Annotated in this window: 24 protein-coding genes; 14 read left to right on the forward strand and 10 right to left on the reverse strand. The window is 72.1% G+C overall.

The annotated features are described in order from the left end of the window. Nucleotides 1–15: 15 nt before the first annotated feature. The 5 genes from C6W10_RS03445 to C6W10_RS03465 form a co-directional block, all read right to left on the reverse strand. Nucleotides 16–1,101: a branched-chain amino acid ABC transporter permease gene (locus tag C6W10_RS03445; RefSeq protein ID WP_107256452.1), complete on the reverse strand. Its 1,086-nt coding sequence runs from the start codon at nucleotides 1,099–1,101 to the stop codon at nucleotides 16–18. A 22-nt stretch (nucleotides 1,102–1,123) separates the two neighbouring features. Then, nucleotides 1,124–1,984 carry a branched-chain amino acid ABC transporter permease gene (locus tag C6W10_RS03450; RefSeq protein WP_107256454.1) on the reverse strand — a complete coding sequence of 287 codons (861 nt, stop codon included), beginning with the start codon at nucleotides 1,982–1,984 and terminating at the stop codon, nucleotides 1,124–1,126. A gap of 37 nt (nucleotides 1,985–2,021) precedes the next feature. Further along, nucleotides 2,022–3,287, reverse strand: a complete 1,266-nt coding sequence (locus C6W10_RS03455) for an ABC transporter substrate-binding protein (RefSeq protein ID WP_107256456.1) — start codon at nucleotides 3,285–3,287, stop codon at nucleotides 2,022–2,024. A 129-nt stretch (nucleotides 3,288–3,416) separates the two neighbouring features. Continuing rightward, nucleotides 3,417–4,748 (reverse strand): hypothetical protein, encoded by a 1,332-nt coding sequence (locus tag C6W10_RS03460; protein WP_159104447.1) that lies wholly within the window; start codon nucleotides 4,746–4,748, stop codon nucleotides 3,417–3,419. A 226-nt stretch (nucleotides 4,749–4,974) separates the two neighbouring features. Next, the gene (locus C6W10_RS03465; RefSeq protein WP_107256459.1) at nucleotides 4,975–5,736 is read right to left on the reverse strand and encodes a LamB/YcsF family protein; all 762 of its coding nucleotides are present in this window, start codon (nucleotides 5,734–5,736) and stop codon (nucleotides 4,975–4,977) included. Nucleotides 5,737–5,884: 148 nt separating this feature from the next. On the opposite strand from C6W10_RS03465, the gene C6W10_RS03470 reads away from it, so the two are divergent. Further along, nucleotides 5,885–6,592: a GntR family transcriptional regulator gene (locus tag C6W10_RS03470; RefSeq protein ID WP_199853277.1), complete on the forward strand. Its 708-nt coding sequence runs from the start codon at nucleotides 5,885–5,887 to the stop codon at nucleotides 6,590–6,592. A 28-nt stretch (nucleotides 6,593–6,620) separates the two neighbouring features. Here C6W10_RS03470 and C6W10_RS03475 read toward each other — a convergent pair whose 3' ends face one another. From C6W10_RS03475 to C6W10_RS03485, 3 genes are all read right to left on the reverse strand, one after another. Beyond that, nucleotides 6,621–8,120, reverse strand: coding sequence for a hypothetical protein (locus tag C6W10_RS03475; protein ID WP_159104448.1), 1,500 nt, complete (start codon nucleotides 8,118–8,120; stop codon nucleotides 6,621–6,623). A 106-nt stretch (nucleotides 8,121–8,226) separates the two neighbouring features. Next, on the reverse strand, nucleotides 8,227–8,604 hold the full coding sequence (locus C6W10_RS03480; protein ID WP_107256465.1) for a VOC family protein: 378 nt from the start codon (nucleotides 8,602–8,604) through the stop codon (nucleotides 8,227–8,229). A gap of 85 nt (nucleotides 8,605–8,689) precedes the next feature. Continuing rightward, nucleotides 8,690–9,877 (reverse strand): metallophosphoesterase, encoded by a 1,188-nt coding sequence (locus C6W10_RS03485; protein ID WP_107256466.1) that lies wholly within the window; start codon nucleotides 9,875–9,877, stop codon nucleotides 8,690–8,692. A gap of 208 nt (nucleotides 9,878–10,085) precedes the next feature. Here C6W10_RS03485 and C6W10_RS03490 point away from each other — a divergent pair, with 208 nt between their 5' ends. The 10 genes from C6W10_RS03490 to C6W10_RS03540 all read left to right on the forward strand — a co-directional run bounded on the left by C6W10_RS03490 (nucleotide 10,086) and on the right by C6W10_RS03540 (nucleotide 19,539). After that, nucleotides 10,086–10,472 (forward strand): DUF1992 domain-containing protein, encoded by a 387-nt coding sequence (locus C6W10_RS03490; protein ID WP_107256468.1) that lies wholly within the window; start codon nucleotides 10,086–10,088, stop codon nucleotides 10,470–10,472. Nucleotides 10,473–11,099: 627 nt separating this feature from the next. Further along, a complete protein-coding gene (locus C6W10_RS03495) occupies nucleotides 11,100–12,389 on the forward strand; it encodes an ABC transporter substrate-binding protein (RefSeq protein ID WP_107256470.1) in 1,290 nt (429 codons plus the stop codon). A 120-nt stretch (nucleotides 12,390–12,509) separates the two neighbouring features. After that, nucleotides 12,510–13,475, forward strand: coding sequence for a carbohydrate ABC transporter permease (locus C6W10_RS03500; RefSeq protein ID WP_107256472.1), 966 nt, complete (start codon nucleotides 12,510–12,512; stop codon nucleotides 13,473–13,475). Next, nucleotides 13,472–14,371, forward strand: coding sequence for a carbohydrate ABC transporter permease (locus tag C6W10_RS03505; protein ID WP_107256473.1), 900 nt, complete (start codon nucleotides 13,472–13,474; stop codon nucleotides 14,369–14,371). Before C6W10_RS03500 ends, C6W10_RS03505 begins: the two co-directional genes overlap by 4 nt. A gap of 95 nt (nucleotides 14,372–14,466) precedes the next feature. Beyond that, a complete protein-coding gene (locus tag C6W10_RS03510; protein WP_107263623.1) occupies nucleotides 14,467–15,288 on the forward strand; it encodes an RNA methyltransferase in 822 nt (273 codons plus the stop codon). 90 nt (nucleotides 15,289–15,378) lie between these two features. Continuing rightward, nucleotides 15,379–15,906 (forward strand): MauE/DoxX family redox-associated membrane protein, encoded by a 528-nt coding sequence (locus tag C6W10_RS37110; protein WP_159104449.1) that lies wholly within the window; start codon nucleotides 15,379–15,381, stop codon nucleotides 15,904–15,906. A gap of 146 nt (nucleotides 15,907–16,052) precedes the next feature. Beyond that, a complete protein-coding gene (locus tag C6W10_RS03525) occupies nucleotides 16,053–17,357 on the forward strand; it encodes a sensor domain-containing protein (protein WP_107256479.1) in 1,305 nt (434 codons plus the stop codon). Beyond that, on the forward strand, nucleotides 17,309–17,953 hold the full coding sequence (locus C6W10_RS03530; RefSeq protein ID WP_107256481.1) for a response regulator transcription factor: 645 nt from the start codon (nucleotides 17,309–17,311) through the stop codon (nucleotides 17,951–17,953). The genes C6W10_RS03525 and C6W10_RS03530 overlap by 49 nt, the downstream gene beginning before the upstream one ends. Nucleotides 17,954–18,109: 156 nt before the next feature. Then, nucleotides 18,110–19,315 (forward strand): cytochrome P450, encoded by a 1,206-nt coding sequence (locus C6W10_RS03535; protein ID WP_199853981.1) that lies wholly within the window; start codon nucleotides 18,110–18,112, stop codon nucleotides 19,313–19,315. Then, on the forward strand, nucleotides 19,312–19,539 hold the full coding sequence (locus tag C6W10_RS03540; protein WP_107256485.1) for a ferredoxin: 228 nt from the start codon (nucleotides 19,312–19,314) through the stop codon (nucleotides 19,537–19,539). Before C6W10_RS03535 ends, C6W10_RS03540 begins: the two co-directional genes overlap by 4 nt. Before the next feature lie 107 nt (nucleotides 19,540–19,646). Here C6W10_RS03540 and C6W10_RS03545 read toward each other — a convergent pair whose 3' ends face one another. Continuing rightward, on the reverse strand, nucleotides 19,647–20,498 hold the full coding sequence (locus C6W10_RS03545; RefSeq protein ID WP_107256487.1) for an alpha/beta fold hydrolase: 852 nt from the start codon (nucleotides 20,496–20,498) through the stop codon (nucleotides 19,647–19,649). 237 nt (nucleotides 20,499–20,735) lie between these two features. Between C6W10_RS03545 and C6W10_RS03550 the strand changes: the two genes are divergently transcribed. Further along, entirely contained in the window at nucleotides 20,736–21,500 is a 765-nt protein-coding gene (locus tag C6W10_RS03550) for an alpha/beta fold hydrolase (protein ID WP_107256488.1), read from the forward strand. Between the two features lie 20 nt (nucleotides 21,501–21,520). Beyond that, nucleotides 21,521–22,411 (forward strand): class I SAM-dependent methyltransferase, encoded by an 891-nt coding sequence (locus C6W10_RS03555; protein ID WP_107263624.1) that lies wholly within the window; start codon nucleotides 21,521–21,523, stop codon nucleotides 22,409–22,411. A gap of 172 nt (nucleotides 22,412–22,583) precedes the next feature. Here the strand turns inward: C6W10_RS03555 and C6W10_RS03560 are convergent, their stop codons facing one another. Next, nucleotides 22,584–23,978, reverse strand: coding sequence for a PLP-dependent aminotransferase family protein (locus C6W10_RS03560; protein ID WP_107256490.1), 1,395 nt, complete (start codon nucleotides 23,976–23,978; stop codon nucleotides 22,584–22,586). On the opposite strand from C6W10_RS03560, the gene C6W10_RS03565 reads away from it, so the two are divergent. Then, a complete protein-coding gene (locus C6W10_RS03565) occupies nucleotides 23,977–24,909 on the forward strand; it encodes a DMT family transporter (RefSeq protein WP_107256492.1) in 933 nt (310 codons plus the stop codon). The genes C6W10_RS03560 and C6W10_RS03565 overlap by 2 nt on opposite strands. Nucleotides 24,910–24,933 lie beyond the last annotated feature (24 nt).

The raw sequence follows: 24,933 nt of genomic DNA on the forward strand, positions 1-24,933 counted from the left end.
CCTCCTCGCGCGCGGTCATGCCTTCACCTCAGCAGATCCGGCCGGCCCCGAACCGGCTTTCCCGGCACGGGTACGGCGCAGCCGCCGGCCGACCGGCGCCCAGAGCCGCTGCCCGATGGCGAGCAGGCCGCCCGGCTCGGTGATCGAGACGAGCACGATCAGCGCGCCGTAGAGCAGCAGGTCGATCGAGCGGCCGCTACCGGAGAACTCCTGCCGGGTGACGTCCTGGACGAAGACCAGCACCCAGGCGCCGAGCAGCGGCCCCCAGAACCGGCCGACCCCGCCGAGCACCGCCATCAGGGTGAACGACACCGACAGGTCCAGGCCGAGCCCGGAGGGCGGGTCGACGAAGAGGACGTACATCACGTAGTAGCCGCCGGCCAGCGCGGTGATCGCGCCGGAGAGCGCGGCGGCGGCGAGCTTGTAGCGGTGTACGTCGATTCCGACCGCCGCCGCGGCCTCCTGGTCGTCCCGGATGGCCCGGACGTAGTTGCCGGCCCGGCCGCGCAGGAAGAGCCAGACCGCCAGGGCGGCGAGGCAGAAGAAGCCGAGCGCCACGTAGTAATAGGGTCGCTTGTCCAGCAGCGAGAACTGGAGGTTGGCCAGCGAGGACTCGACGACCGGCAACTCCCAGCCGTTCGCCTGGCCGAGCCCGGGCAGGTTGGTGACCAGGATGAAGACGATCTCGGCGACCGCGATGGTGGCGATGGAGTAGTAGTGGTGTCGCAGCCGGAAGCAGGGCCAGCCGACGGCGGCGGCGAGCAGCGCGGCCAGCGGCAGCGAGAGCCCGATCGCCAGCCACGGCGACCAGCCCTGCCGGACGAGCAGCGCGGTGGTGTAGGCGCCGGTGCCGAAATAGAGCGCGTGCCCGAAGGAGATCTGCCCGGTGTAGCCGCCGAGCAGGTTCCAACCGGTCGCCGCGATCCCGAAGGTCAGCGCCAGGATGCCGATGTTGTGTGCCGCCGAGTCCGCGAAGACCAGCGGGTACGCGGCCAGCACCGCCAGGATCAGCCCGGCGGTGCCCCAGGCCGGCCACCGCCGGGCCGGTGAGGTGCCGAGCCGGGTCGGCGAGGGCCGGCGCAGTACGGTCGGGGCGCTCATCGTCCCCCCTCGATCGGATTGGTCATCTGGTCCCCAGCAGTCCCTGCGGCCGTACCAGCACGACCACCAGATAGAGGGCGAGCGCGGCGGCGAGGGTGTAGCTCGGGGCGTAGAGCCCGACGACGCCCTGGGCGACTCCGACGAGCAGTCCGGCCAGGGCCGCCCCGGTGATGCTGCCGAAGCCGCCGAACGCGACCACCACGAAGGCCATCAGCACGAAGCTCACCCCGGCGGTCGGCGAGGCGGAGTAGGAGTTCATCAGCAGCGCTCCGGCGACGCCGGTGGCGAGGCCGGCGATCACCCAGCAGAGGGCGTACATCCTGCGCGGGTCGATGCCCATCAGCGAGGCCGCCGCCGGGTCCTCCCCGGCGGCCCGTACGGCGCCGCCGAGCCGGGTCCGGTTCATGAAGTACGCGACCGCGCCGGTGGCGAGCAGCGCGCCGACGGCCATGATGACCTGTGGCCCGCCGATCACCACCGGGCCGATCTCCCAGCGCAGCCCGGCGGCCCAGGGCCGGGGCACGGTCCGGGTGTTCGGGGTCCAGAGGAACTGGGCCAGCCCGCGCAGGAAGACCTGTAGTCCGAAGGTGACGATCACCTGGGCCAGCGGGGACCTGCCGAGCACCCGGCCGACCGCGCCGAAGTACATCAGCGCGCCGGTGAGCGCGATCGAGACCCCGGCGAGCGGGATGGAGAGCAGCGGGTCGAGGCCGAGCAGCGACCAGGCGAAGAACGAGGTGTACATGCCGAGCATGACCATCTCGCCGTGCGCGAAGTTGATCACATCCATCACGCCGTAGATGAGGGTCAGGCCGACCGCGACCAGCGCGAAGACCGCGCCGATCAGCAGCCCGTTGACCACGGACTGGAGCAGGTCGGTCATGGCGCCGACCCCCTCGGCCGCCCGCCGGTCCGCCGGCTCACCGCTGTGCCTGGTTCATCGGCCAGATCGGCTGGACCGAGGAGAGGTCGGCCGGGAAGACCACCCGGTACTTCCCCTCGATCATCTGCTCGACCACCCCGGCGGCACCGGTGTTCTGTCCCTTGTCGTCGAACGTGATCCCGGTCCACGGCATGATCGTCTTCTCGCCGGGGACGTTCAGCCCGCGCAGCGCGTCGCGGATCTTCGCCGGCTCGACCGACCTGGCGGTGTCGATCGCCTGGGCCAGCGTCAGTACGGCGGTGAAGGCCCGCGCGGAGTTCTCGGTCATCGGGGCGCCGTACCGCTGCTGGAACAGCTCCGCCACGGTCTTGGCCGCCGGCCGCTTCTCGGCGATCTCGCCGGACCAGGCCGCCCGGGTGGAGGCGCCGTTGGCGAGCGCGCCGAGCCCGGTGGCGAAGGCCGGGTCGGCGAATCCGGTGCCGTAGGCGAGCAGCGCCGGCGGGTAGTAGTCCAACTGGTCGAGCGTCTTCATCAGCTTGATCGCCGCGTCGGTGTAGGCGAGCACGAAGAGCACGTCCGGGTTCCTGCTCCGCACCTGCGCCACCTGGGAGCCGAGGTCGGCGGCGGTGGGGTCGAAGCCGACGTTGACGGTGACCGGCAGCCCGGCCTCGGCGGCGACCTTCTCGGTCACCCCGGCGCCGTCGTTGCCGAACTGGTCGTTGCTGTGGAAGACGCCGACCGAACGGATCTGGGCGCCGGCCGCCTGCCGGGCCTTGAGGTAGTCGAACATCGACCGGGCGAAGGTCTCGTCGGTCGGCCCGGTCCGGAAGAACCACTTCAGGCCCCGCTCGGTGAGCGCCACCGACGAGGACGCCTCGTTGACGAAGGGTACGCCGAGCCGCTCGGCCCGCTGGCTGGCGGTCAGCGTCACCCCGGACTGGTACGAGCCGATCACCGCGGCGACCTTCTCGCCGGTGACCAGCCGGTCGACCTCACCGGCACCGACCTCGGGCTTGCCCTGGGTGTCGCCGGTGATCAGCTTCACCGGGGCGCCGCCCAGCCCGGGCAGTCCCTTGCCGGGCCCGAGCGGCAGGTCCAGCCCGGGATGGTCGTTGTTGACGACGTCCACGGCGAGTTCGGCACCGTGCAGTACGTCGGTGCCCTGGGTGGCGTTGGGGCCGCTGAGCGGCCAGAGACCGGCGAGCTTGACCTCGTCGGTGGCACCGGCGCCGTCGGATCCGCCACAGCCGGCGAGCGCGGCGGCGAGGACGAGCGCGGCCGCGCCGCTGGTGATCCTGCGCATGGTCGAGCCTTTCTGGAGACGATGGCGAAGGCCCGGCGCCGTCCCGCTCGGGGCGCGCAACGGGGTCTTCGGGAGGCAGGTGTGCGGCCGGGCCCGGGGGTTGCCGGCACCCCGGGCCCGGCCGACGACTCAGGAGACGGCCGCGCCCGCGGCCTTCACCAGGGCGACGGTCTGTTCGATGGTCTGCGCGCGGTCGGACGCGAACGGCGGGTCGATGATGTCCAGCGGGTTCTGCGGGTAGACGAGCGAGGAGATGTGCAGGTGTCCGCCGGGGACGTCGGTGGCGCCGAGGGCGAGCCGGAGCCGGTTCGACCGGTACATGCTCTCGTTGGAGAGGTAGTTCCCGCCGCCGCCGGCCTGGGCCTGGGCGTCCGGGGAGGGACCGTTGTCGTGGCAGGAGACCTTGGTCGGGTCCGGCCGGGTGTTGCCGGTCCACTCGCAGATCCGCGGGTTGAGCGCCGTCGACCAGGGCGTCGTGCCGGCGTCGATCATCTGCTGGTACGGCAGGGTCGTCTCGATGAACTCCGGGTTGCTGGCCGGCTGCGGCCAGTTCGTCACCTGCGGGACGAGTTCCGGCGTGCCCTCGTTGTTGTTGTCCGGGCTGCCGCCGCGCCAGGCGCCGGCCCACTGCTCGATGGCCATCCGGGCCCGGCCGCCCTGGCTGATCGTCATGATCAGGTCGGCACGTTCCCGGCTGTTCCGGGTCAGGTGCGGTCCGAAGGCGTCCTCGACGTAGCCGAGGTCGAAGCCGCTCCAGGTGACCGGCAGCGAGACCGCCTGGATCTGCACCAGCCGGTCGCCGACCCGGTACTCCTGCCCGTCCAGTTGCAGCGCGGACGCGCCGGACGGGTTGGAGCGGCGGATCTCCCCGTTGAGCTGGTACGGGTCGAAGCCGCTGACCAGCACCCGGGTCACCGAACGGCTGGTGGAGAAGTCGGTCGAGGAGATGCCCCGGGAGGCGTACTCGAAGGTCTTCAGCAGGGCGGCCCGGGCGGTGTCGGTGAGCCGGAACCGGGGTGTCCACTGTCGAAGGTCACGGGTGGCGGTGAGCCGCGACCAGTAGAGCGGGCGGTCGTCGTACCGCTCGATGCTGCCCATCCAGCGCTTGCCCTGGGCCCGTTCGACGGCGGTACGCCACAGTTCGGCGCCACGGGACCGGAGCAGCTTGTCGGCCTGGCCGACCGACCGTGCCCCGCACAGCTCGGCGGTGAACCGGGTGACGAACGGGGTGAAGCCGCCGACCTCGATCAGCGTGCTCGGCACCTGCACCCCGCCCGGCTGGGCCGGGGTGTCGATCCGGGTCTCCTCGTACGTCGTCGGGAGGGTGCGGTCGTAGCACTCCCCCGCCGGTCCGGCCGCCCCGGCCGGCTGCGCCACGGCGGTGCCCGGCATCACCAGCAGGGCGGCACCGATGCCGGTGGCGGTGAGCAGCTTCAGCCGGCCGCGTACACTCTCAGTCAACTTCTGCACATCCAAGGTGATCTTCGACCTTTCCTCGACAGCGCGCCGCTTCCGCGTCTTTGGCCAACCAACCGGAAGGCGGAGCCGGCGCGTCACTGGGGTTCGGAGCGGCCGCCCGAGGCATCGGGTGGCCGCCGTTGAGGTGCGGGAGCCCGGTGACCGTCGGCCGGGTGGCAGCCCGGCCACGGTCACCGGTCCGGCGGTGGTGCCGGTGGTTTCCGGAGGATCAGACGAACGAGGCGAGGCTGACGCCCGCCTCCTGTAGCGCGGTGCGCACCTGGCGGGCCAGCTGCACGGCGCCCGGGGTGTCGCCGTGCACGCAGATCGACCGGGCGCGTACCGAGACCGGGGCCCCGTCGACGGCGGCCACCTGCCCGGTGGTGGCCATCTTCACGCAGCGCCGGGCGACCGCGTCCGGATCGGTGACCAGCGCACCGGGACTGCCGCGTTTCGCCAGGCTGCCGTCGGACCGGTAGCCGCGGTCGGCGAACGCCTCCCGGACGGCCTTCAGTCCCACCTCGGCGGCCTGGCGGAGCAGTTGTGAGCCGGGCAGGCCGAGGATCGGCAGGCTCGGGTCGTACGCGGAGACGGCCGTGACCACGGCGGCGGCCTGCGCCTGGTCGGTCACGGTGCGGTTGTAGAGCGCGCCGTGCGGCTTGACGTACCGGACCCGGCCGCCCTCGCTGCGGGCGATCCCGTCGAGCGCGGCGAGTTGGTAGAGCACGTCGTCGGAGAGCCGGTCAGGTTCCATGTCGATGGCGCGGCGGCCGAAGCCGGCCAGGTCGCGGTAGCCGACGTGGGCGCCGATGGAGACGTCCCGGCTGATCGCCTCGGCGCAGACCCGGCGCATGATCGTCGGATCGCCACCGTGGAAGCCGCAGGCGACGTTCGCGCTGGTCACGACGGAGAGCAGTGCCATGTCGTCGCCCAGCTCCCAGACGCCGAAGCCCTCGCCGAGGTCACTGTTGAGATCGAGGATCACCGACATCGCACCTCCTGCGGGACGTGGTGTACGTCGTGAGTTCAGGTTGGCAGACTGTTGAACAATCCGTCAATGGTCATGTTGACTTGTAACTTCGTCGTAGCATGGACCTTCTCTCGATTGTGGGCCCGACGGTATGAAGGACAATGACCGCGTGACGTGGCTGGCGAAGCTGCAGGACGACCGCTCGTTGATCACCCGGGCGAGCACCGCGCAGCGGGTGGCGGAGATACTGCGGGCGCGGATCACCGAGGGAGCCCTGCTACCGGGCACCCGGCTCTCCGAGGAGATGATCGGGGCGGCGCTCGGGGTCTCCCGCAACACCCTGCGGGAGTCGTTCCGGCTGCTGATGCACGAGCGGCTCGTCGTGCACGAACTCAACCGGGGGGTCTTCGTCCGGGTGCTCGACGTGCAGGACGTGGTCGACATCTACCGGGTCCGCCGGGTGCTGGAGTGCGCGGCCGTCAGCAACGCCCGCAACAGCCCCGCCGAGGCGATGGACGCTATCGAGGCCGCGCTGGTTGAGGGCGAACAGGCGGCGGCGCAGCAGCGGTGGTTCGACGTCGGCACCGCCAACATGCAGTTCCACCAGGCGATCGCCGGCCTGGCCGGCAGCCCCCGGATCGAGGAGATCATGCGGCAGGCGCTGGCCGAGATCCGGCTGGCGTTCCACGTGATGGCCGCGCCGCAGACCTTCCACCAGCCCTATCTGGACCGGCACCGGGAGCTGCTGGAGCTGATCCGGGGCGGCGAGGTGGAACGGGCGCACGCGGTACTCGACGACTACCTGCGGACCGCGGAGCGGCAACTCGTCGACGCGTACGTCGACGGGGTGCCGGAGAGCGTGGCCGCACGCCGCTGACGGGGTGCGGGACGTCGGCGACCGGCCGTCAGACGACGGTGTGCAGCGCGTACACCCCGTTGTCGGTGCCGACTCCGGCCGAGCCGCCCAGGGCGGACCAGGCGCTGCCGTTCCAGGCGGCGACGTGGTTCACCGCCACCCCGCCGGCCCGGGCGAAGAAGCCACCGGCGACGAGTCGGCCGCCCTGCACCGCCAACGCCAGCACGATGTCCTCGGTGCCACCGCCCAACGCGGCCCACCGGGCCCCGTCCCACCGGGCGACGTAGTTCGCCGCCGCCCCGCCCGCCTGGGTGAAGGTGCCGCCGACGACCAGCTCCGCGCCGAAGACGGTCAGCGCCCGCCCCTCGGCGTTCAGCCCGGCGCCGAGGGCGGCCCAGGCGCTGCCGGTCCACTCGGCCACGTAGTTCGCGGCGGTGCCGCCGGCCTGGGTGAACCCGCCCGTGGCCACCAGTGCGCCGTCCTGCACGGCCAGCGCCAGCACGTCGCCGTTGAAGCCGGTGCCGAGGGTCGACCACGCAGTGCCGCTCCACCGGGCGATCCCGTTCGCCGCCGTGCCGCCGGCCTGGCTGAACCCGCCGCCGACGATCAGCGCGCCGTCGTGCACGGCCAGGTCCCAGACCGAGGGTACGTCCACACCGGCGCCGCCGGGCCCGGCCAGTGCCCGCCACTCGGCGCCGTCCCACCGGGCGACGTGGTTGACGGTGACCCCGCCGGCCCGGAGGAACTGCCCGCCGACGATCAGGTCCCCGTCGAAGACCGTCAGCGCGTCGACGAAGTCGAGCGAGTTGGTCATCACTCCGGTGCCGGAGGAGCCGGTCAACGCCGCCCAGCCGGTGCCGTCCCAGCGGGCGATGCCGTTCACCCGTACCCCACCGGCGGTGAGGAAGCTGCCGCCGGCGATCAGGTCGCCCTCGTAGACGACCAGTGCGGTGACCGAACCGTCCGGTCCGGCGCCCGATCCGCCGCCCGGGCGTGACCAGGCGGAGCCGTTCCAGGTGGCCAGGTGGTCGACGGCGGCGCCACCGGCCCGGGTGAAGGTGCCGCCGGCGTAGAGGCCGGGAGCGGCGGCCGCCCGGGTGTCGGTGGCCGTCCAGCCGAAGCCGGAGGTGCGCCGGAGCGCGTCGAGGTCCCGGGTCGAGGTGTGCAGCACCCTTCCGGCGGCGTCCCGGACCCACAGCCGGAGGGCGCCGGCCGCCCGGGCGGGCAGCGGCAGCGCGACCAGGTTCGCCCCGGTGTCGAGCGGCCGGCCGGCGACCAGCGGGGTGTCCCGCCCGGCGTCGTGCAGGGAGACGGTCAACGCCGCGCTCGGGTGGCCCGGCCAGCGGACGGCGAGTTGCGGGGTCTCGACCTCGCCGACTGCGGGCAGCAGCGTCGCGTACAGGGTGTCACCGGTGGCGGCGGAGCTGGTTGGTGCCGACTCCTCGGCGGCGGAGACCGGCTGGTGCGGCGCGAGGCTCCAGGCGCAGACCGCCGCCAGTGCGATCACGGAGAGTCCCCGCCGTAGGGTGGATGTGCCGAATCCGGACATGCGCGCTCCCTCCGCCGGGCCCGCCCAAACCGGTCGGATCCTGCCAGGGAAAATACACCAGCATCAATGTCTGGGCAATTCGGCGACCACCGGACGGGCGCTCGACTCAGGGGCGACGGGTGGGGCGATCCAGCAGGCAGAACTCGTTCCCCTCCGGATCGGCGAGTACGACGAAGGGCTCCGTCCCACGCTGCCCCACGTCGACCCGACGCGCACCGAGAGTAATCAACCGGTCCAGTTCCTCGGCCGGGTCGCCCCGATCCATCCCGAGGTCGACGTGCAACCGGTTCTTGCCGACCTTCTCCGGCGCGCCGGGTTGCAACCAGATGCTCGGCGCCGTGACCGGTGCCTCGTCCGGCGGCCAGAGCTTCGCGCTGCCGTCCTCGCGTGGCTCGATCCGGTAGCCCAGCGCCTGGGACCAGAACCGGGCCATCAGGTCGACGTCGCGCACGTCGAGGGTCCACTGGGTGATGCGACTGGGCACGGGGCCACCTCCGGAGGCGATCGAGAGCCGTCGGCGCGACTCCTACCCCGACGCGTCACCCCCCATGCCGGGGCTCCCCGGCGGCTCAGCCGCGGCGCAGTGTCAGCAGGGTGATCTCGCTCGGCGCGAAGATCCGCAGCGGCGGGCCCCAGAAGCCGGTGCCACGGCTGGTGTAGAGCCGGGTCCGCCCGCCGTGCCGGGTCAGCCCCTGCACGGTCGGCTGGTCGAGCCGGACCAGCAGGTTGAACGGCCAGATCTGCCCGCCGTGGGTGTGCCCGGACAGTTGCAGGTCGACCCCGTGCGCCACCGCCGCGCCGACCTGCTTCGGCTGGTGGGCGAGGAGCACCACCGGCAGCTCCGGATCGGCGCCGGCCAGTGCGGCGGCGTGGTCGGGGCGGTGCCCGGGACGTCCGGACGATCCTGCGGTCGCGTCGTCGACCCCGGCCACCACCAGCCGGCAGCCGTTCCGCTCGACGACCAGGTGCCGGTTGTGCAGCGGCTCCCAGCCCAGGTCCCGCATGTGGTCGAGCCAGCCCTGCGCCTCGCCGAAGTACTCGTGGTTGCCGGTCACGTACGTCCGGGCGAGCCGGGCGCGCACCTCGCCGAGCGGCGCGGCCTGGGCCCGGCGTTGCGCGACGGTGCCGTCGGCGATGTCACCGGTGTGGCAGACGAGGTCCGCGTCGAGTTCGTTGACGGCCGCGACCACCCGGGCCGACCAGCCGACCCGGTCGATCGGCCCGTAGTGGGTGTCGGTCAACAGGACGATCCGCAGACCGTCCAGCCCGGCGCCGAGTCGAGCGATCGGCACCTCGACGCGGCGGATCCGGGGCAGCCGCATCGCCTCGACGTACCCCCAGGCCAGCAGCACCACCGAGACGGCCGCGACCGCGCCGGCGGTGATCCGGGACCGGGTGGGATCGGCGACGCCGCCGACCGCGAGCCCGGCCCGCAGCAGGTTGCCGAGCACCGCCCAGACGAAGAGCACCCAGACCACGCCGAGCAGGGTGTCACCGGTCCGGGCCGCCCAGTCCCGACCCCGACCGTGCCCGAGATACATCAGCACCGGAAACGCGGCCAGGGCCACCGCGAAGAGCGCCGTGCCGGCGGCGAAGACCCCGGTGGGCCAGTGCGCACCGGCGGCGACCAGCGTCCACCAGGGCACGCCGAAGAGCAGCGCCAGGATGGCGGTCAGGGTCAGGCCGAACAGCAGTGGTCGCAGCAACCGCCGGGCGGGTGCGACCGGTACCGCGGGTGCCGCTTCGCTGGCTGACACGGCGGGGAACTCCTCAGCTCGGTTGGCCGGTGCTCCGGCTCCGCCGACGGCGTCCTCGCCGTCGGTGCGTGCAGCATGACACGGGCGGCGCCGCCTCGACCACGTTGCTGAGCGCCGGCACAGCGAGGGGCGCGACGCGGCGTCGGCCTAGAATCGGTACCGGCGACATCCGCGCAGGCCGGCGGGGGCGGGACGAGGAGGACGATCGATGCCGAGCAGGTACGAGTCCCGGATCGAACGCCAGATCCGCGAGGCGCAGGAGCGCGGCGAGTTCGACAACCTCCCCGGGGCCGGCAAGCCGCTACCCGGACACGGCGGCACATACGACGAGAACTGGTGGATCCGGGACTGGGTACGCCGGGAGAACCTGACCGACATCGGGCCGGCCTCGCTGATGATCCGCAAGGAGGCCGAGGAGCTGCCGCAGCGGCTGGCCCGGGAGTCGTCGGAGTCGACGGTCCGGTCCGTCGTGACCGCACTCAACGAACGGATCGTGCTGGCCCGGCGCGGCCTGGTCGACGGGCCGCCGGTGGTGCTGCCGACCTTCGACGTCGAGCGGGTCGTCGAAGCCTGGCGCAAGCAGCGGCGCCGGTAGCGGCTCGGCCGGTCGGCCGCCCGCCGGGCGCCCGGCCCTGGCCGCACCCCCACCGGACCGGCCCGCCGGTTCCCCGTCCCGGTGCCGGGGCGGGCGAACGCCACCGCCTCGGGGACGCACCGTCCACATCGCAGCCCGCCGGACGATTCGACGAACCATTCGGCATCACTTCCGGGCCGAGTGTGCCGACGCCGGAGCGACGCATTAGCCAGCCGAACGGACGTCTTGTCGTCGCCGCCGTACCGGCAAAGACATTGCGTCACCGTACCGGCAAAGACATAGCGTCGGCCGTCGCTGAGTACCGGTATGCGCGGGTGCGCTCTTACGGGCCGCCGGGCCACGCGGTGGGCCGGCCGGTCCTAAACCGGTTCACGGGCGCCGCCGCGGCCCCGCGCAGACCGGCGTCCCCGGCATTCCGCTGCTGGTCACCTGGTACACACCGGACGTTGTGCCTGAACCGGTTTACCCGCTTAACAGTTCAGCTCCGGCAAGGGGTTGTGACGTCGTTGACACCGCTGTAACCCGCGTGTACGTTCCCTGCAAGTCGCGCCGCCTATCCCACCCTCCCCGAGGCGCGCCACTACGCATCGCAATGTCAATGTGGACACCGAAAGGTGGGACGCGCATATGAGAAAACACGGATTGACCGGCGCCGCCCTCGTGCTCGCGCTGGCCGTGGCGGCGGGCTGCGGCGGAGGCGACGACGGGAGCGGCACCGACGGCGCCGTCACCGGTGAGATCACGGTGCTGACCCAGCGCACCGACATCGTCGACACGGTCTTCCAGGACTACAAGAAGAAGTTCGAGGCGAAGTACCCCGGCACCACGGTGAAGTTCGAGGCGATCACGGACTACGAGGGCGAGGTCCGGATCCGGATGAACACCAAGGAGTACGGCGACGTGCTCCTCATCCCCAACTCGGTCACCACCGACCTGCTGCCGACCTTCTTCGAGCCGCTCGGCACCGTCGCCGAGCTGGAGAAGAAATACCGCTTCGTCCGCACCGAGCAGCGCCTCGACGACAAGGTCTACGGCCTCACCATCACCGGCAACGCGCAGGGCTTCGTCTACAACAAGAGGGTCTGGCAGCAGGCGGGGGTCACCGCGCCGCCGAAGACGCCGGAGGAGTTCCTCGGCGCGCTGGCCGCGATCAAGGAGAAGACCGACGCGATCCCGCTCTACACCAACTACAAGGACAAGTGGCCGCTCGGCCAGTGGGAGGGCAACCGAGGCGGGATCAGTGGCGACCCGGACGCGGCGATCAAGCTGGCCAAGGACGACGCTCCGTGGGCGCCCGGCAAGGAACACCACATCATGGACTCGCTGCTCTTCGACGCGGTGCAGCGCGGGTTGACCGAGCCGGACCCGACGACCACCAACTGGGAGCAGTCCAAGGGCATGCTCGGCACCGGCAAGATCGCCACGATGATGCTCGGCTCCTGGTCGATCGTGCAGATGCAGGGTGCGGCCACCGACAAGGCGGACATCGGCTACCTGCCGTTCCCGACCCAGGTCGACGGCAAGTTCCACACCGTCATCAGCGGCGACTACGACAACGGCATCAACATCAACTCGAAGAACAAGGCGACCGCGCGGGCCTGGATCGACTGGTTCGCCGAGGAGTCCAACTACGCGGTCGACCAGGGCGGCATCTCGCCGGTGATCAGCCAGGCGATGCCGAGCACCCTGGCCGACCTGACCGCCGCCGGGACCGAGTTCATCGAGTACAACCCGGCGCCGAAGGGCGAGGAGGGGCTGGCCGACAAGATCGGCAATGCCGCCGAGATCGCGCTCTGGGACGGCACGTACCGGCAGCGGATCGTGGACGCGGCCCGGGGCGCGAAGAAGGAGACCAAGGAGCAGATCTTCGCCGACCTGAACAAGAAGTGGGCGGAGACGAGGTCGAAGGTCCGGTAGGGCACTGCCCTCGGATCCGCGTACCACCCGGGGCGGGCGGGTGACGGTGTCACCCGGCCGCCCCGCGCCACCGGCGCGACGACGTACGGTCCGGCTCGACCCGGAAGGTTTGCGTTCCCCATGGCAACTCCGACGAACACCGCGAGTCGGTTCTCCGGGTCGGCCGGCGCGGCGCTTCGGCAACGGCTCGGACCCACCGGTCCGCGCCGGCCGGTGCCGCGCCGACGGAAGCCCCTCACCCCCTATCTCTTCCTGCTGGTGCCGGTGGCGCTGCTCGCGGTCTTCACCTACGTCCCGGTCGTCAACATGTTCGGCTACAGCGTCACCTCGTGGAACGGCCTGAGCCCGACCAAGGAGTTCGTGGGCGCCGGGAACTACGTCGAGATCGCCACCCGCCCCGAGCTCTTCGAGGTGCTCCGGGTCAGCCTCTACTACATCGGCGCGTCGGTGCTGCAGATCGCGCTGGCGCTCTACTTCGCCACCGTGCTGAGCTTCAACGTCAGGTTCCGCAACCTCTTCAAGGGGATCATCTTCTTCCCGTACCTGATCAACGGTGTCGCCATCGCGATGGTCTTCCTCTACTTCTTCCAGCCCGGCGGCACCCTTGACTCGGCACTGCGGGTCTTCGGCCTCGGCAACCTGTCGCAGCAGTGGCTCGGCGACCCCGAGGTGATCAACTATTCGCTCGCCGGTACGTCGGTCTGGCGCTACCTCGGGCTGAACTTCGTACTCTTCCTCGGCGCGATCCAGTCGATCCCGGCCCAGCTCTACGAGGCGGCCGAGATCGACGGGGCGAACCGGTGGCACCAGTTCCGCTACCTGATCCTGCCCGGCATCCGGCCGATCGTCGGGCTCTCGTTCATCCTGGCGATCTCCGGGTCGCTCTCGGTCTTCGAGATCCCGTACATCATGACCGGCGGCGCGAACGGCAGCGAGACCTTCGTGATCCAGACCGTCGACATGGCGTTCAAGTACTACAAGGTCGGGCTCGCCTCGGCGATGGCCGTCGTACTCCTCGTGATCATCCTGCTGCTCACCTGGATCCAGCGCCGGGTCGTGCCCGAGGAGAAGGTGAACCTGACGTGAGCCTGACCGCCCTCCGCTCCCCCGGCACGCCACCCCGGCGACGGCCCCGGGCCGGCACCCCGCTCGGCACGTTCGGCGCCCGGGTCGCGGTGACCCTCAAGTACGTCTCCCTGGTCGTCGCCTCCCTGGTGGTGCTGGCGCCGCTGCTGGTCCTGCTGATGGCCTCGCTGAAGACCAACGACGAGTTCATCAACGGGGCGCCGTTCGACCCGCCCGGCAACTGGTTCAACCTCGACAACTACGTCACGGCGTTCACCCAGGGCGGCATGCTGCGGGCCTTCGTCAACACCTCGGTCATCCTGGCCGTGTCGCTGGCCGGTACGGTGCTGATCGGCTCGATGGCGGCGTACGCCCTGGACCGGTTCGAGTTCCGGTTCCGCAAGACCATCATCATGCTGTTCCTGCTGGCCACCCTGGTGCCCGGGGTGACCACCCAGGTGGCGACCTTCCAGGTGGTGAACGGTCTCGGGCTGTTCAACACCAGGTGGTCGGCGATCGTGCTCTTCCTCGGCACCGACATCATCTCGATCTACATCTTCCAGCAGTTCCTCCGGGGGATTCCCCGGGAGCTGGACGAGTCGGCCGCCCTGGAGGGCGCCAACCATCTCACGATCTATCTGCGGATCATCCTTCCCCTGTTGAAGCCGGCGATCGCGACCGTCGTGATCATCAAGGGGATCACCATGTACAACGAGTTCTACATCCCGTTCCTCTACATGCCCGACCGCGACCTCGGGGTCATCTCCACCTCGCTGTTCCGCTTCAAGGGGCCGTTCGGGGCGCAGTGGGAGGTCATCTCGGCCGGGGTCATCCTGGTGATAGTCCCGACTCTGATCGTCTTCCTGCTGCTGCAACGCTTCATCTACAACGGGTTCACCAGCGGGGCGACGAAGTAGCCGGAGCGACGGTCCGGCCGGCCAGCGGCGGCACCGGGTCCGACCGGCGGTATCGTCGTGCGGTGCGTACGGACAGTGTCGGCAGCTCCGCCCGGGTGCCCCGGACGTTGCGGGTCACCACCCGCAACGCCAGCTTCCAGCAGTGGTCGGCGCTGCTGACCAACCGCACCAAGCGGCAGCGGGCCGGCGAGTTCCTGGTGCAGGGCGTCCGGCCGATCACCGTGGCGGTCCGGCAGGGCTGGCCGGTGCACGCGCTGCTGCACCCGGACGGCGTGCCGCTGTCCCGGTGGGCCCGGGACCTGCTCGACCAGACCACCGGCAACCGGGTCGCGGTCGCCCCCGACCTGCTGCACGAACTCGGCGGCAAGGACGAGGAGCTGCCGGAACTCGTCGCCGTGCTGGGTCTGCCGCCGGACCGGCTGGACCGGATCCCGGTCGGGCCCGACGCGCTGGTGGTGGTCTTCGACCGGCCGACCGCACCGGGCAACATCGGCACCCTGGTCCGCTCCGCCGACGCGTTCGGCGCCGCCGGGCTGGTGGTGGTCGGGCACGCCGCCGACCCGTACGACCCGAGAGCGGTCCGGGCCAGCACCGGCTCGCTCTTCGCGGTGCCGGTGGTCCGCACCGGTTCGCACCGGGACGTACTCGACTGGGTGGCCGCGCTGCGCGAGCGCGGGTTGCCGGTGCAGATCGTCGGCACCGACGAGGCCGGCGAGGTCGAGATCGCCGAGCACGACCTCACCGGCCCCACCGTGCTGCTGGTCGGCAACGAGACCTCCGGGCTCAGCGCGGCGTGGCGGCAGTCCTGCGATCGGATGCTCCGGATCCCGATCGCCGGATCGGCGAGTTCGCTCAACGCCGCGACGGCGGGCACCGTCGCCCTCTACGAGGCGTCCCGACAGCGCCGCAGGGCCTGAGGCGTCCGGAGGCGGATCGCCCGACCCGTCGCCGGTGTGCGCGGGTCGCGGCGGTTGGCGTACGACGGCGGAGCCGATAGGTTCCCCGTTGTGCGGTATCTGGAGGTGGGCTGCCGAGTACTCCTCGCCGCGGTGTTCATCGTGGCCGTCGCCAACAAGGTCGCGTCCAGGGCCGCCTGGCGGGACTTCGTCCGGTCGCTGCGCGAGTTGCGGCAACTGCCGGAGGCTGCGGTACGGCCGGCGGCGGTCGCGACGGTGACGGCCGAGGCGCTCGCCGCCGCGCTGCTTCTGGTGCCGCTGCGGGTGGCCGGCGTCCTCGGCTTCGCACTCGCGATCGGTCTGCTCGGCGCCTTCACCGTCGTGATCGGACTGGCCCTGGCCAGGGGCAACCGCGCTCCCTGCCGGTGCTTCGGCGCCTCCAGTACCCCGCTCGGCATCCCCCACCTGGTGCGGAACCTGACCCTGATCTGCGTGGCGGCACTGGGCGTGCTCGGACTGTCCACGGGGGCCGCCCTCGACCCGGCGTACGCGATGATCGCCGGCATCACCGGCCTGGTCCTCGGCATGTTGACGACGGCGGCCGAGGACATCGTCGCCCTGGTCAAACCGGTCCGGTAGCCCGGCCGGCGACGAACCCGGTCGGGGGTATCACGTTCGGCGGGCCGGGGCCAGCGACGCCGGGTACGCAGCGGGGTGGCACCTCCCGAGCGGTGGTGGTCGTAGCACCACAGATCGGAGTCGGGCCGGTCGACCAGAATGGCGGCATGGACCCCGCGACCAGCACCCGGCCACCACCGCACCGGCTCCGCCGCCGGCTCGTCCAGGGCGGCGAGGGGCTGCTGCTGGCCGTACTCTCGGTCAGCGCCAACATCGTCCTGCTGGTGCTCTCGGTGCTCTCCCTCGCCTTCACGGTGCTCGGCGTGGGCCTCCTCGCCTTTCCCGCGGTGACCGCCGTGGTACGCCACGTCGCCGGGCTGAACCGCTGGATCGCGGGGCAGTGGACCGGCCGGGAGGTGCCCAGCCCGTACCGGCCGGCGCCGGAGCGGATGACCGTCTGGGCCCGGTACCGGTGGGTGGTGACCGACCCGGCCACCTGGCGGGACCTGCTCTGGCTGCTCACGTCGATACCGGTCGGGCTGGTACTCGGGCTGCTGCCGGTCTGCCTGGTGGTCTACGGCCTGGAGGGGCTGCTCGGAGTGCCGGTGCTGCTCTGGGCCCTCGACGCCTGGTACGGCTACGGCGCGGTCTGGCCGGCCGACACCCTCGGCAAGGCGCTGCTGGCGCTGCCGCAGGGTGCGCTGATCCTGCTCTTCGGCGGTGTCGTCGGTGAGCTGATCCACCGGACGCACGCCGGCTTCATCCGGGCGCTGCTGGCACCGACCCGGGCGGCGGCGCTGCACCGGCGGGTCCGGCAGCTCACCGAGAGCCGGTCGGAGGCCGTCGACGCGCAGGCTGCCGAGCTGCGTCGGATCGAGCGGGACCTGCACGACGGGGCCCAGGCCCGGCTGGTGGCGCTGAGCATGAGCATCGGGCTGGCCGAGGAGCTGATGAGCCGCGACCCGGCGGCGGCGCGGCGGCTGATGGCCGAGGCCCGGGAGGCCAGCGGGCAGGCCCTGGGCGAGCTGCGGGACCTGGTCCGGGGCATCCATCCGCCGGTACTCGCCGAACGCGGGCTGGCCGGTGCGATCCGGGCGCTCGCGCTGAAACTGCCGCTGCCGGTCGAGGTCGACGTCGAACTTCCGGGCCGGCCGCTGGCCCCGGTCGAGTCGGCGGTCTACTTCACCGCCGCCGAGCTGCTGGCCAACGTCGCCAAGCACAGCTCCGCACGCAACGCCTGGGTACGGCTGCGGCACGGCGACGGCCGGCTGGTCATGGTGGTCGGCGACGACGGGGCCGGCGGGGCCGATCCGGCCGGCGGGACCGGCCTGCGGGGGATCGAGCGCCGGCTGGCCGCCTTTGATGGCACGATGTTCGTGGCCAGCCCGCCCGGCGGGCCCACGACCGTGACCATGGAGTTGCCGTGCGAGTTGTCATCGCCGAAGACCTCGCCCTGCTCAGGGACGGATTGACCCGGCTGCTCCAGGCGTTCGACTTCGAGGTCGTGGCCGCGGTCGACAACGGACCGGCGCTGCTGCCGGCGCTGGTCGAGCACCGTCCGGACGTGGCGGTGGTCGACGTACGGCTGCCGCCGACCTTCACCGACGAGGGGCTCCAGGCGGCGATCGAGGCCCGTACCCGGATGCCGGGACTGCCGGTACTCGTGCTCTCGCAGCACGTCGAGCAGCTCTACGCCCGGGAACTGCTCGCCGACCGCAGTGGTGCGATCGGCTATCTGCTCAAGGACCGGGTCTCCAACGTGGGCCAGTTCGTCGACGCGGTGCGGCGGGTGGCGACCGGCGGCACGGTGATGGATCCGGAGGTCATCGCCGAACTGCTGGCGAACCGCTCCGGCGCGGAGCCGCTGCACGCGCTCACCGCCCGGGAGCGGGAGGTGCTCGGCCTGATGGCGGAGGGCCGGTCCAACGCGGCGATCGCGGGCCGGCTCTTCGTCACCGAGAAGGCGGTCAGCAAGCACATCAACAGCATCTTCAGCAAGCTGGGCATGCCGCCGTCGGAGGACGACAACCGGCGGGTACTGGCGGTGTTGGCGTACCTGAACGCCTGAGACCGTCCTATGTGACCAATGGCATTGATCAGCGTAGTTCGCTACTATCCGCCATCAGTGCCTTACCCGGCGCCGATGGCCGATCGGATCACCACGGTCAAGCCGATCGTCACCGACCGTCGCGCCGACCGCGCCCGCTCGACGGAGGGATCCGAGATGACGGACAGCCGGCAGGTGACCGCCCGCCCCTACCCGTTCGCCGCCCCCGACCGGCTCAACCTCGACCCGCACTACACCCGGCTGCGCCGCGACGAGCCACTGATCCGGGTGCAGCTGCCCTTCGGCGAGGAGACCTGGCTCGCCACCCGCTACTCCGACGTCCGGGTCGTGCTCGGCGACGCCCGGTTCAGCCGGGCCGCCGGGGTCGGGCGCGACCAGCCCCGGACGATGCCCCGGCAACCGGATCTCGGCATGCTCGGCATGGATCCACCCGACCACACCCGGCTGCGCCGGCTGGTGGCGAAGGCGTTCACCGCCCGCCGGGTGGAACTGCTGCGCACCCGCGCCCAGGAGATCGCCGACGGGCTGGTCGACCAGATGGTCGAGGCCGGTCCGCCGGCCGACCTGGTCGAGCACTTCGCCACCCCGCTGCCGATCCAGGTCATCTGCGAGCTGCTCGGCGTCCCGTTCGCCGACCGGGACAGGTTCCACACCTGGTCGGAGGCGATCGTCTCGACCACCTCGCTGAGCCCGGAGAAGATCCAGGAATACCTGGAGAGCCTCTGGGGCTACATCGGCGCGCTGGTCGCGGTCCGCCGTCGCGAGCCGATCGACGACCTGCTCGGCGCGATGGTGCGGGCCCGGGACGAGAACGAGGACCGGCTCACCGAGCAGGAGCTGGTGCAGCTCGCCGCCGGGCTGCTCGCGGCCGGGCACGAGACGACCGTGACCCAGATCCCGAACTTCGTCTACGTGCTCCTGCAGCACCCGGCGGAGCTGGCCCGGCTCCGCGCCGATCCCACGCTGATCCCGAGCGCCGTCGAGGAGCTGATGCGCTACGTGCCGCTCGGCGCCGCCTCGGCCTTCCCCCGGTACGCGACGGAGGACGTCGAACTCGGCGGGGTACTCGTCCGGGCCGGCGAGCCGGTACTCCCGGCGATCGGCTCGGCCAACCGGGACGGTACGGTCTTCGCCGATCCGGACCGGCTCGACCTGGGTCGGGAGGTCAATCCGCACGTCGGCTTCGGGCACGGTGTGCACCACTGCGTCGGCGCGCAGCTCGCCCGGATGGAGTTGCAGGTGGCGATCGGTACCCTGGTCGCTCGCCTGCCCGGACTGCGGCTGGCGGTGCCCGAGCCGGAGGTGCCGTGGAAGAGCGGCCTGCTGGTACGCGGACCGCTCGCCCTTCCGGTGGCCTGGTGAGCGCCGCCTGGCGGGTCAGCGTCGACCCGCACCGCTGCATCGGCTCCGGGATCTGCGCCGGCATGGCGCCCGGGCACTTCCGGCTCGTCGACGGGCTCTCCACTCCGCTGGCCGAGACCGTCGACCCGGCCGACCCGGTGGTCGACGCGGCCGAGTCCTGCCCGGTCGAGGCGATCCTGGTGCGGGACGCGGAGGACCAGCGACTCATCGCGCCCGAGGCGTGACGCGGACCGTCCGGCGCCCGGGTGGCGCCGGACGGGCTCGGCGAACCGGTCGACCGGGTCCCGCCCCGGTCCGGCCGACGGCCTGCCCCGGGTCGGACCGGGCCTGGTCAGAGGAGCGCGTCGACCGGGGTCCTGATGAAGTCCAGCAGCGCCTGGTTGATCTCGTCGGCGTGCGTCCACGGGATGCCGTGCGGTGCGCCCTTCAGGGTGACGAGCTGGCTGTTGGGCATCGCGGCGTGCATCCGCTGCCCGGTCACCGGGTAGGGCAGGACCCGGTCCGCGTCACCCTGGATGATCAGCACCGGTACGTCGATCCGGGGCAGGTCCTGCCGGAAGTCGGTCAGCCAGGCGGGGATGGAGGCCAGGGTGCCGATCGGCGAGGCGCTCACCGCCACGTTCCAGTTCATCCGGACCACCTCGTCGCTGACCCGTTTGCCGAGGTTCTCGTCGAGGTTGTAGAAGTCGTGCAGGAACGACGTCTGGTACTGGGCCCGGTCGGTGATCACGCTCTGCATGAAGCCGTCGAAGAGGCTCTGGTCGACGCCCTCCGGGTTGTCCTCGGTCTTGAGCAGGAACGGCGGGATCGGCGAGATGAAGACGGCCCGGTTCACCCGGGCGGAGCCGTAGTTGGAGATGTACCGCGTCACCTCGCCGGTACCCATCGAGTGGCCGACCAGGATGGTGTCGGTGAGGTCCAACTCGTTCATCAGGATGCTCAGGTCGGCGGCGAAGGTGTCGTAGTCGTAGCCCACCGCCGGCTGGCTCGACGTGCCGAATCCCCGCCGGTCGTAGGTGATGGTCCGGTAGCCGGCGTTGAGCAGCGGGTTGATCTGCTTCTCCCAGGCCGAGCCGCTGAGCGGGAAGCCGTGGATGAGCACCACCGGCTGCCCGGCGCCGTGATCCTCGTAGTGCAGATCGATGGGCGCGGAGTTCTCCACGCCGACAGTCAGATAGGGCACCCGACTCTCCCCTTCCCCCGTGGTTCGCCCGCCGGGCCCGGCGGCCGCGTCGACCGGCGGCTCAGTCACGGCACCTCGTCAACAATTGCGTAAATTGTCGACTTTGCCGGCCTCGGTCAGCCTATCGAGTCCGTCCCCGCCACACCGATGGGATGGCGTAATTCCCACACCCGCAACGGCCGCCAGCCGGAGATATTCGATGGTGGGCCGGCCGGGCCCGACCTAGGGTGGGCCGCGATGACGCTCGCACACGATGTCGCCGGAAACGGCCCCGCCCTCCTGCTGCTGCACTCCTCCGTCTGTGACCGGCGGATGTGGGATCCGCAGTGGCCCGCCCTGCTCGACGCCGGCTACCAGGTGATCCGCTGCGACTTCCGGGGCTTCGGCGAGACCCCGGTGCCGGACCGCCCCTACGCCGAGGCGCAGGACGTGCACGACCTGCTGGACGCGCTGCGGGTCGACCGGGTGGCGCTGGTCGGCGCCTCCTTCGGCGGCCGGGTCGGGTTGGAGGTGGCCGCCCGATGGCCGGACCGGGTGACCCGGCTGGCACTGCTCTGCGCCGGCATGCCCGGCCACGTGCCCGGTCCGGAGCTGCGGGACTTCGGCCGGCAGGAGGACGAACTGCTCGAGGCCGGCGACGTCGCCGGGGCCGTCGAGCTCAACGTCCGAACCTGGCTGGGGCCCGAGGCCGACGAGGCGACCCGAAATCGGGTACGCGAGATGCAGCGGCACGCCTTCGAGGTGCAGCTCGCCGCCACCGAGGAGGTTCCGCCCCTCGATCTCGGCGAGCCCGACCTCGGTAGGATCACCGCATCCTGTCTCGCCCTCTCCGGCCGGTACGACCTGCCGGACTTCCGGCAGATCGCCGCCCGGCTGCCCACACTGCTGCCCGACGCCCGACACCTCGAACTGCCCTGGGCCGGCCACCTGCCCAGCCTGGAACGCCCCGCCGAGACGACCGCGCTGATCCTCGACTTCCTCGGCGAGACCCGGCCGGCCTGATGGGCGGGACGGAGCACCCGATGATCTACCAGCACCCGCTGGCGTTCCTGCTCGGGTTGGAAGGCGTCGCCCTGCTGCGGGCCTTCGCCGGGGAGTACGACCGCGAGTTCACCGAGGCGCGCATCCGCGAGATCCGGCACCTGCTCGACAGCCCCGCCCTGGCCGGTGCAGGTGTCGCCGCGAGCCGCGTCGACACGGTCGACGGCTACCGCGTCTGGTCGGCGACCTACGACCAACCGGGCAACGGGCTCCTGGAGGTGGAGGAGCCGGTCGTACGGGAGATCCTCGACGCACTGCCGCCCGGCACCGCGTTGGACGCCGCCTGCGGCACCGGCCGGCACACCGGCTATCTGGTGGCCCGGGGACACCGGGTGATCGGGGTGGACAGTTCCGCCGAGATGCTCGCCCGGGCCCGCGAACGGGTCCCCGACGCGGAGTTCCGGCTCGCCGACCTGCACCGGCTGCCGTTGCCGGACGACCACGTCGACCTCGTCGTCTGCGCGCTGGCCCTCACCCACCTGCCCGCACTGGAGCCGGTGTTCGCGGAATTCGCCCGCGTCCTCCGCCCCGGCGGCCACCTCGTGATCTCCGACGCCCACCAGGAACGGGTGGCGCTGGGCTCGGTGCCACGGGTGCGTACCGGCACCGGGGAGCCCGGCCTGCTGCCGGCGTACCGGCACCGGGCCGGTGACTACCTGCGGGCGGCCCTGCCGCTCGGTCTTCGGGTACGGCGCTGCGAGGAGCCGCGCACCCGGGTCGATGCCGGCGACGCCGGACCCGCCGCCGACACCGTGGTCGGACCCTGGGACACCTGGCCCTGGTCGCTGCCGGGGATCGCACCGGCGGCGGCCGCCGCCGTCGTCGACGACATGCCCACCCTGGTCGTCTGGCACTTCCAACTGGACGAGTGAGGACGGCACGTCCCACCGGACGGGTGACGACGACACGTCCCACCGGACGGGTGACGACGACACTTCCCACTGGACGGGTGACGACGGCCCCGCCGTGACCGGGACGCGGCTCGGGCGCGGGTCGACGCCGGGAGGGTCACCGATCCGCAGGGTGCCGGGGACCGGCGGGGAGTCAGGAGGGTCGGAAGGCGCGGGCCAGCCGGCGGACGGCCTCGTCCATCAGCTCGGCCGGGGCGGCGGCGTAGCTGAGGCGCAGGTGCGCGGCCGGGGGTTCGGCGGCGTACCAGGGACGGCCGGGAAAGACGACGACCCCCTCGGCGGCCGCGGCGGCGGCCAGCGCGACGTCGTCGGTGCCCTCGGGCAGCCGGATCCAGAGGTGCATGCCGCCGCGCGGAACGGGCTGCCCGGCGAGTTCGGGCAGGTGCCGGCGGAGCGCGGTCAGCAGCGCCTCCCGACGGGTCCGCAACGCGGTACGCAGCATGCGGCGGTGCCGTGCCCAGGCGGGGGCGCTGACGAACTCCAGTGTGGCCTGTTGCAGTGGGCCGGCGACGAAGAGGTCGTCACGCAACCGGGCCGTACGCAGCCGGGCGCCGGCCGGGCCGCGGGCGCCGATGGCGGCCACCCGCAGCCCGGGAGCCGTCGACTTGGTCAGCGAGCGCAGGTGGACGACGTGTCCGTCGGGGTCGTCGGCGGCCAGTGGTGGCGGGCTCTCCCCGTCGATGGTGAGGTCGCGGGCGTAGTCGTCCTCGATCAGGAACGCGCCCGCGTCGCGTACGGCCTCGACGACCCGGGCCCGGCGGTGCGCCGCCAGGGTCGCGCCGTGCGGGTTGGCGTGCAGCGGCTGGCAGTAGAAGAGCCGGGCGCCGGTACGGGCGAAAGCGGCGGCGAGCTGGTCGGGGCGTACTCCGTCGACGTCGACGGGTACCGGCACCACCCGCAGGCCGGCCGCCCGGGCGGTGGCCAGCGCACCCAGGTAGGTCGGCGACTCGACGAGCAGGGTGTCGCCGGGCGTGCCGAGGGCGCGCAGCGCCGTCGACAGCGCCGCCTGTCCCCCGGGACAGATCACCATGTCGTCGGCGCGCAGCCCGCCGCCGGCCTCCCGGGCGAACCAGGCGCGCAGGTCCTCGCGCCCCTGCGCCGGTCCGCGCTGCCAGGAGGCGGGCTGCCGGGCGGCGCGGGTGAGCGCGGCGCCGAGCGCGGCGATGGGCTGAAGATCCGCGTCGAGATAGCCGCCGGAGAGCGGGATCGCGCCTGCGGGCGGTAACGCCAGTAACGCCTGCATCTCCGCCTCACCCGGTCGGCTGGGGCCGAGCGCGACGGTCTGCCAGGAGAGGTCGGGTGCGGCCCGCCGCTGCGGCGGTTCGGCGACGAAGGTGCCCCGGCCGGATCGCGCCTCGACCAGCCCCTCCGCCACCAGCTGCCGGACCGCCTGGGCGACGGTGACCGGCGAGGCCTGGTGCCGGGCGGTCAGCTCGCGTACCGAGGGGAGCCGGGTGCCGGGGGCGGCGACGGTCACGAGGTGACGCAGATCTTGGATAACCCGCTCTGCGGCGTTACCGTAATTCATGAAAGGACAGAGTAGCGTTACTGCTGCCAGCACGGTAACGGCGGAGCGGCTGGTCGGCCTCGTCCTCGGCGCCCTGGGCGTGCTCGCCTTCAGCATGTCGCTGCCGGCCACCCGGGTCGCGGTACAGCAGCTCGACCCGTGGTTCGTCGCCTTCGGCCGGGCCGTCGGCGCCGCGCTGCTGGCCTGGGCGTACCTGTGGATCACCGCCGCGCCGCGCCCCACCCCCGACCAGTGGCGGCGGCTGTCGGTCGTCGCCCTCGGCGTCGTCGTCGGCTTCCCGCTCTGCACGTCGCTGGCGCTGGTCACCCAGACCTCCGCGCACGGCGCGGTCGTCATCACGGTGCTGCCCGCCATGACCGCCGTCTTCGCGGTACTGCGGGCCGGCGAGCGCCCCCCGCCGCTCTTCTGGCTCGCCAGCACCGCCGGGCTGCTGGCGGTGCTGGCGTTCCTCGTCGCCAGCGGTGCGGTGCACGGCGCCCTCTCCCCGGCCGACCTCCTCCTGCTCGCGGCGGTCGTACTCTGCGGCCTCGGGTACGCCGAGGGCGGCGCACTCGCCCGCGAGTTGGGCGGCGCCCGCACGATCTGCTGGGCACTGCTGCTCTCGCTGCCGGTCACCGGCCCCGTCACGGTCGTCGCCGCGGTGGCCGATCCCCCGCGGGCCGACGCCGTGAACTGGTCGGCGTTCGGCTACCTCACCCTGGTCTCCATGTTCCTCGGCTTCTTCGCCTGGTACGCGGGCCTGGCCCGGGGCGGCATCGCACAGGTCGGTCAGATCCAGCTCGCCCAACCGGTGCTCACGCTGGGCTGGTCGGCACTGCTGCTCGGCGAGACCGTCACCCCGGCGTCGATCGGGGCCGCGCTGGTGGTACTGGGTTGCGTCGTACTGATCCAACGCACCCGGTCGCGCGCACCGGCCGTGCCGGGTCGTTGAGAGTGGACCGTACCGTCCACGCCG

The sequence above is a fragment of the Plantactinospora sp. BB1 genome, assembly GCF_003030385.1.
Taxonomy (GTDB): domain Bacteria; phylum Actinomycetota; class Actinomycetes; order Mycobacteriales; family Micromonosporaceae; genus Plantactinospora.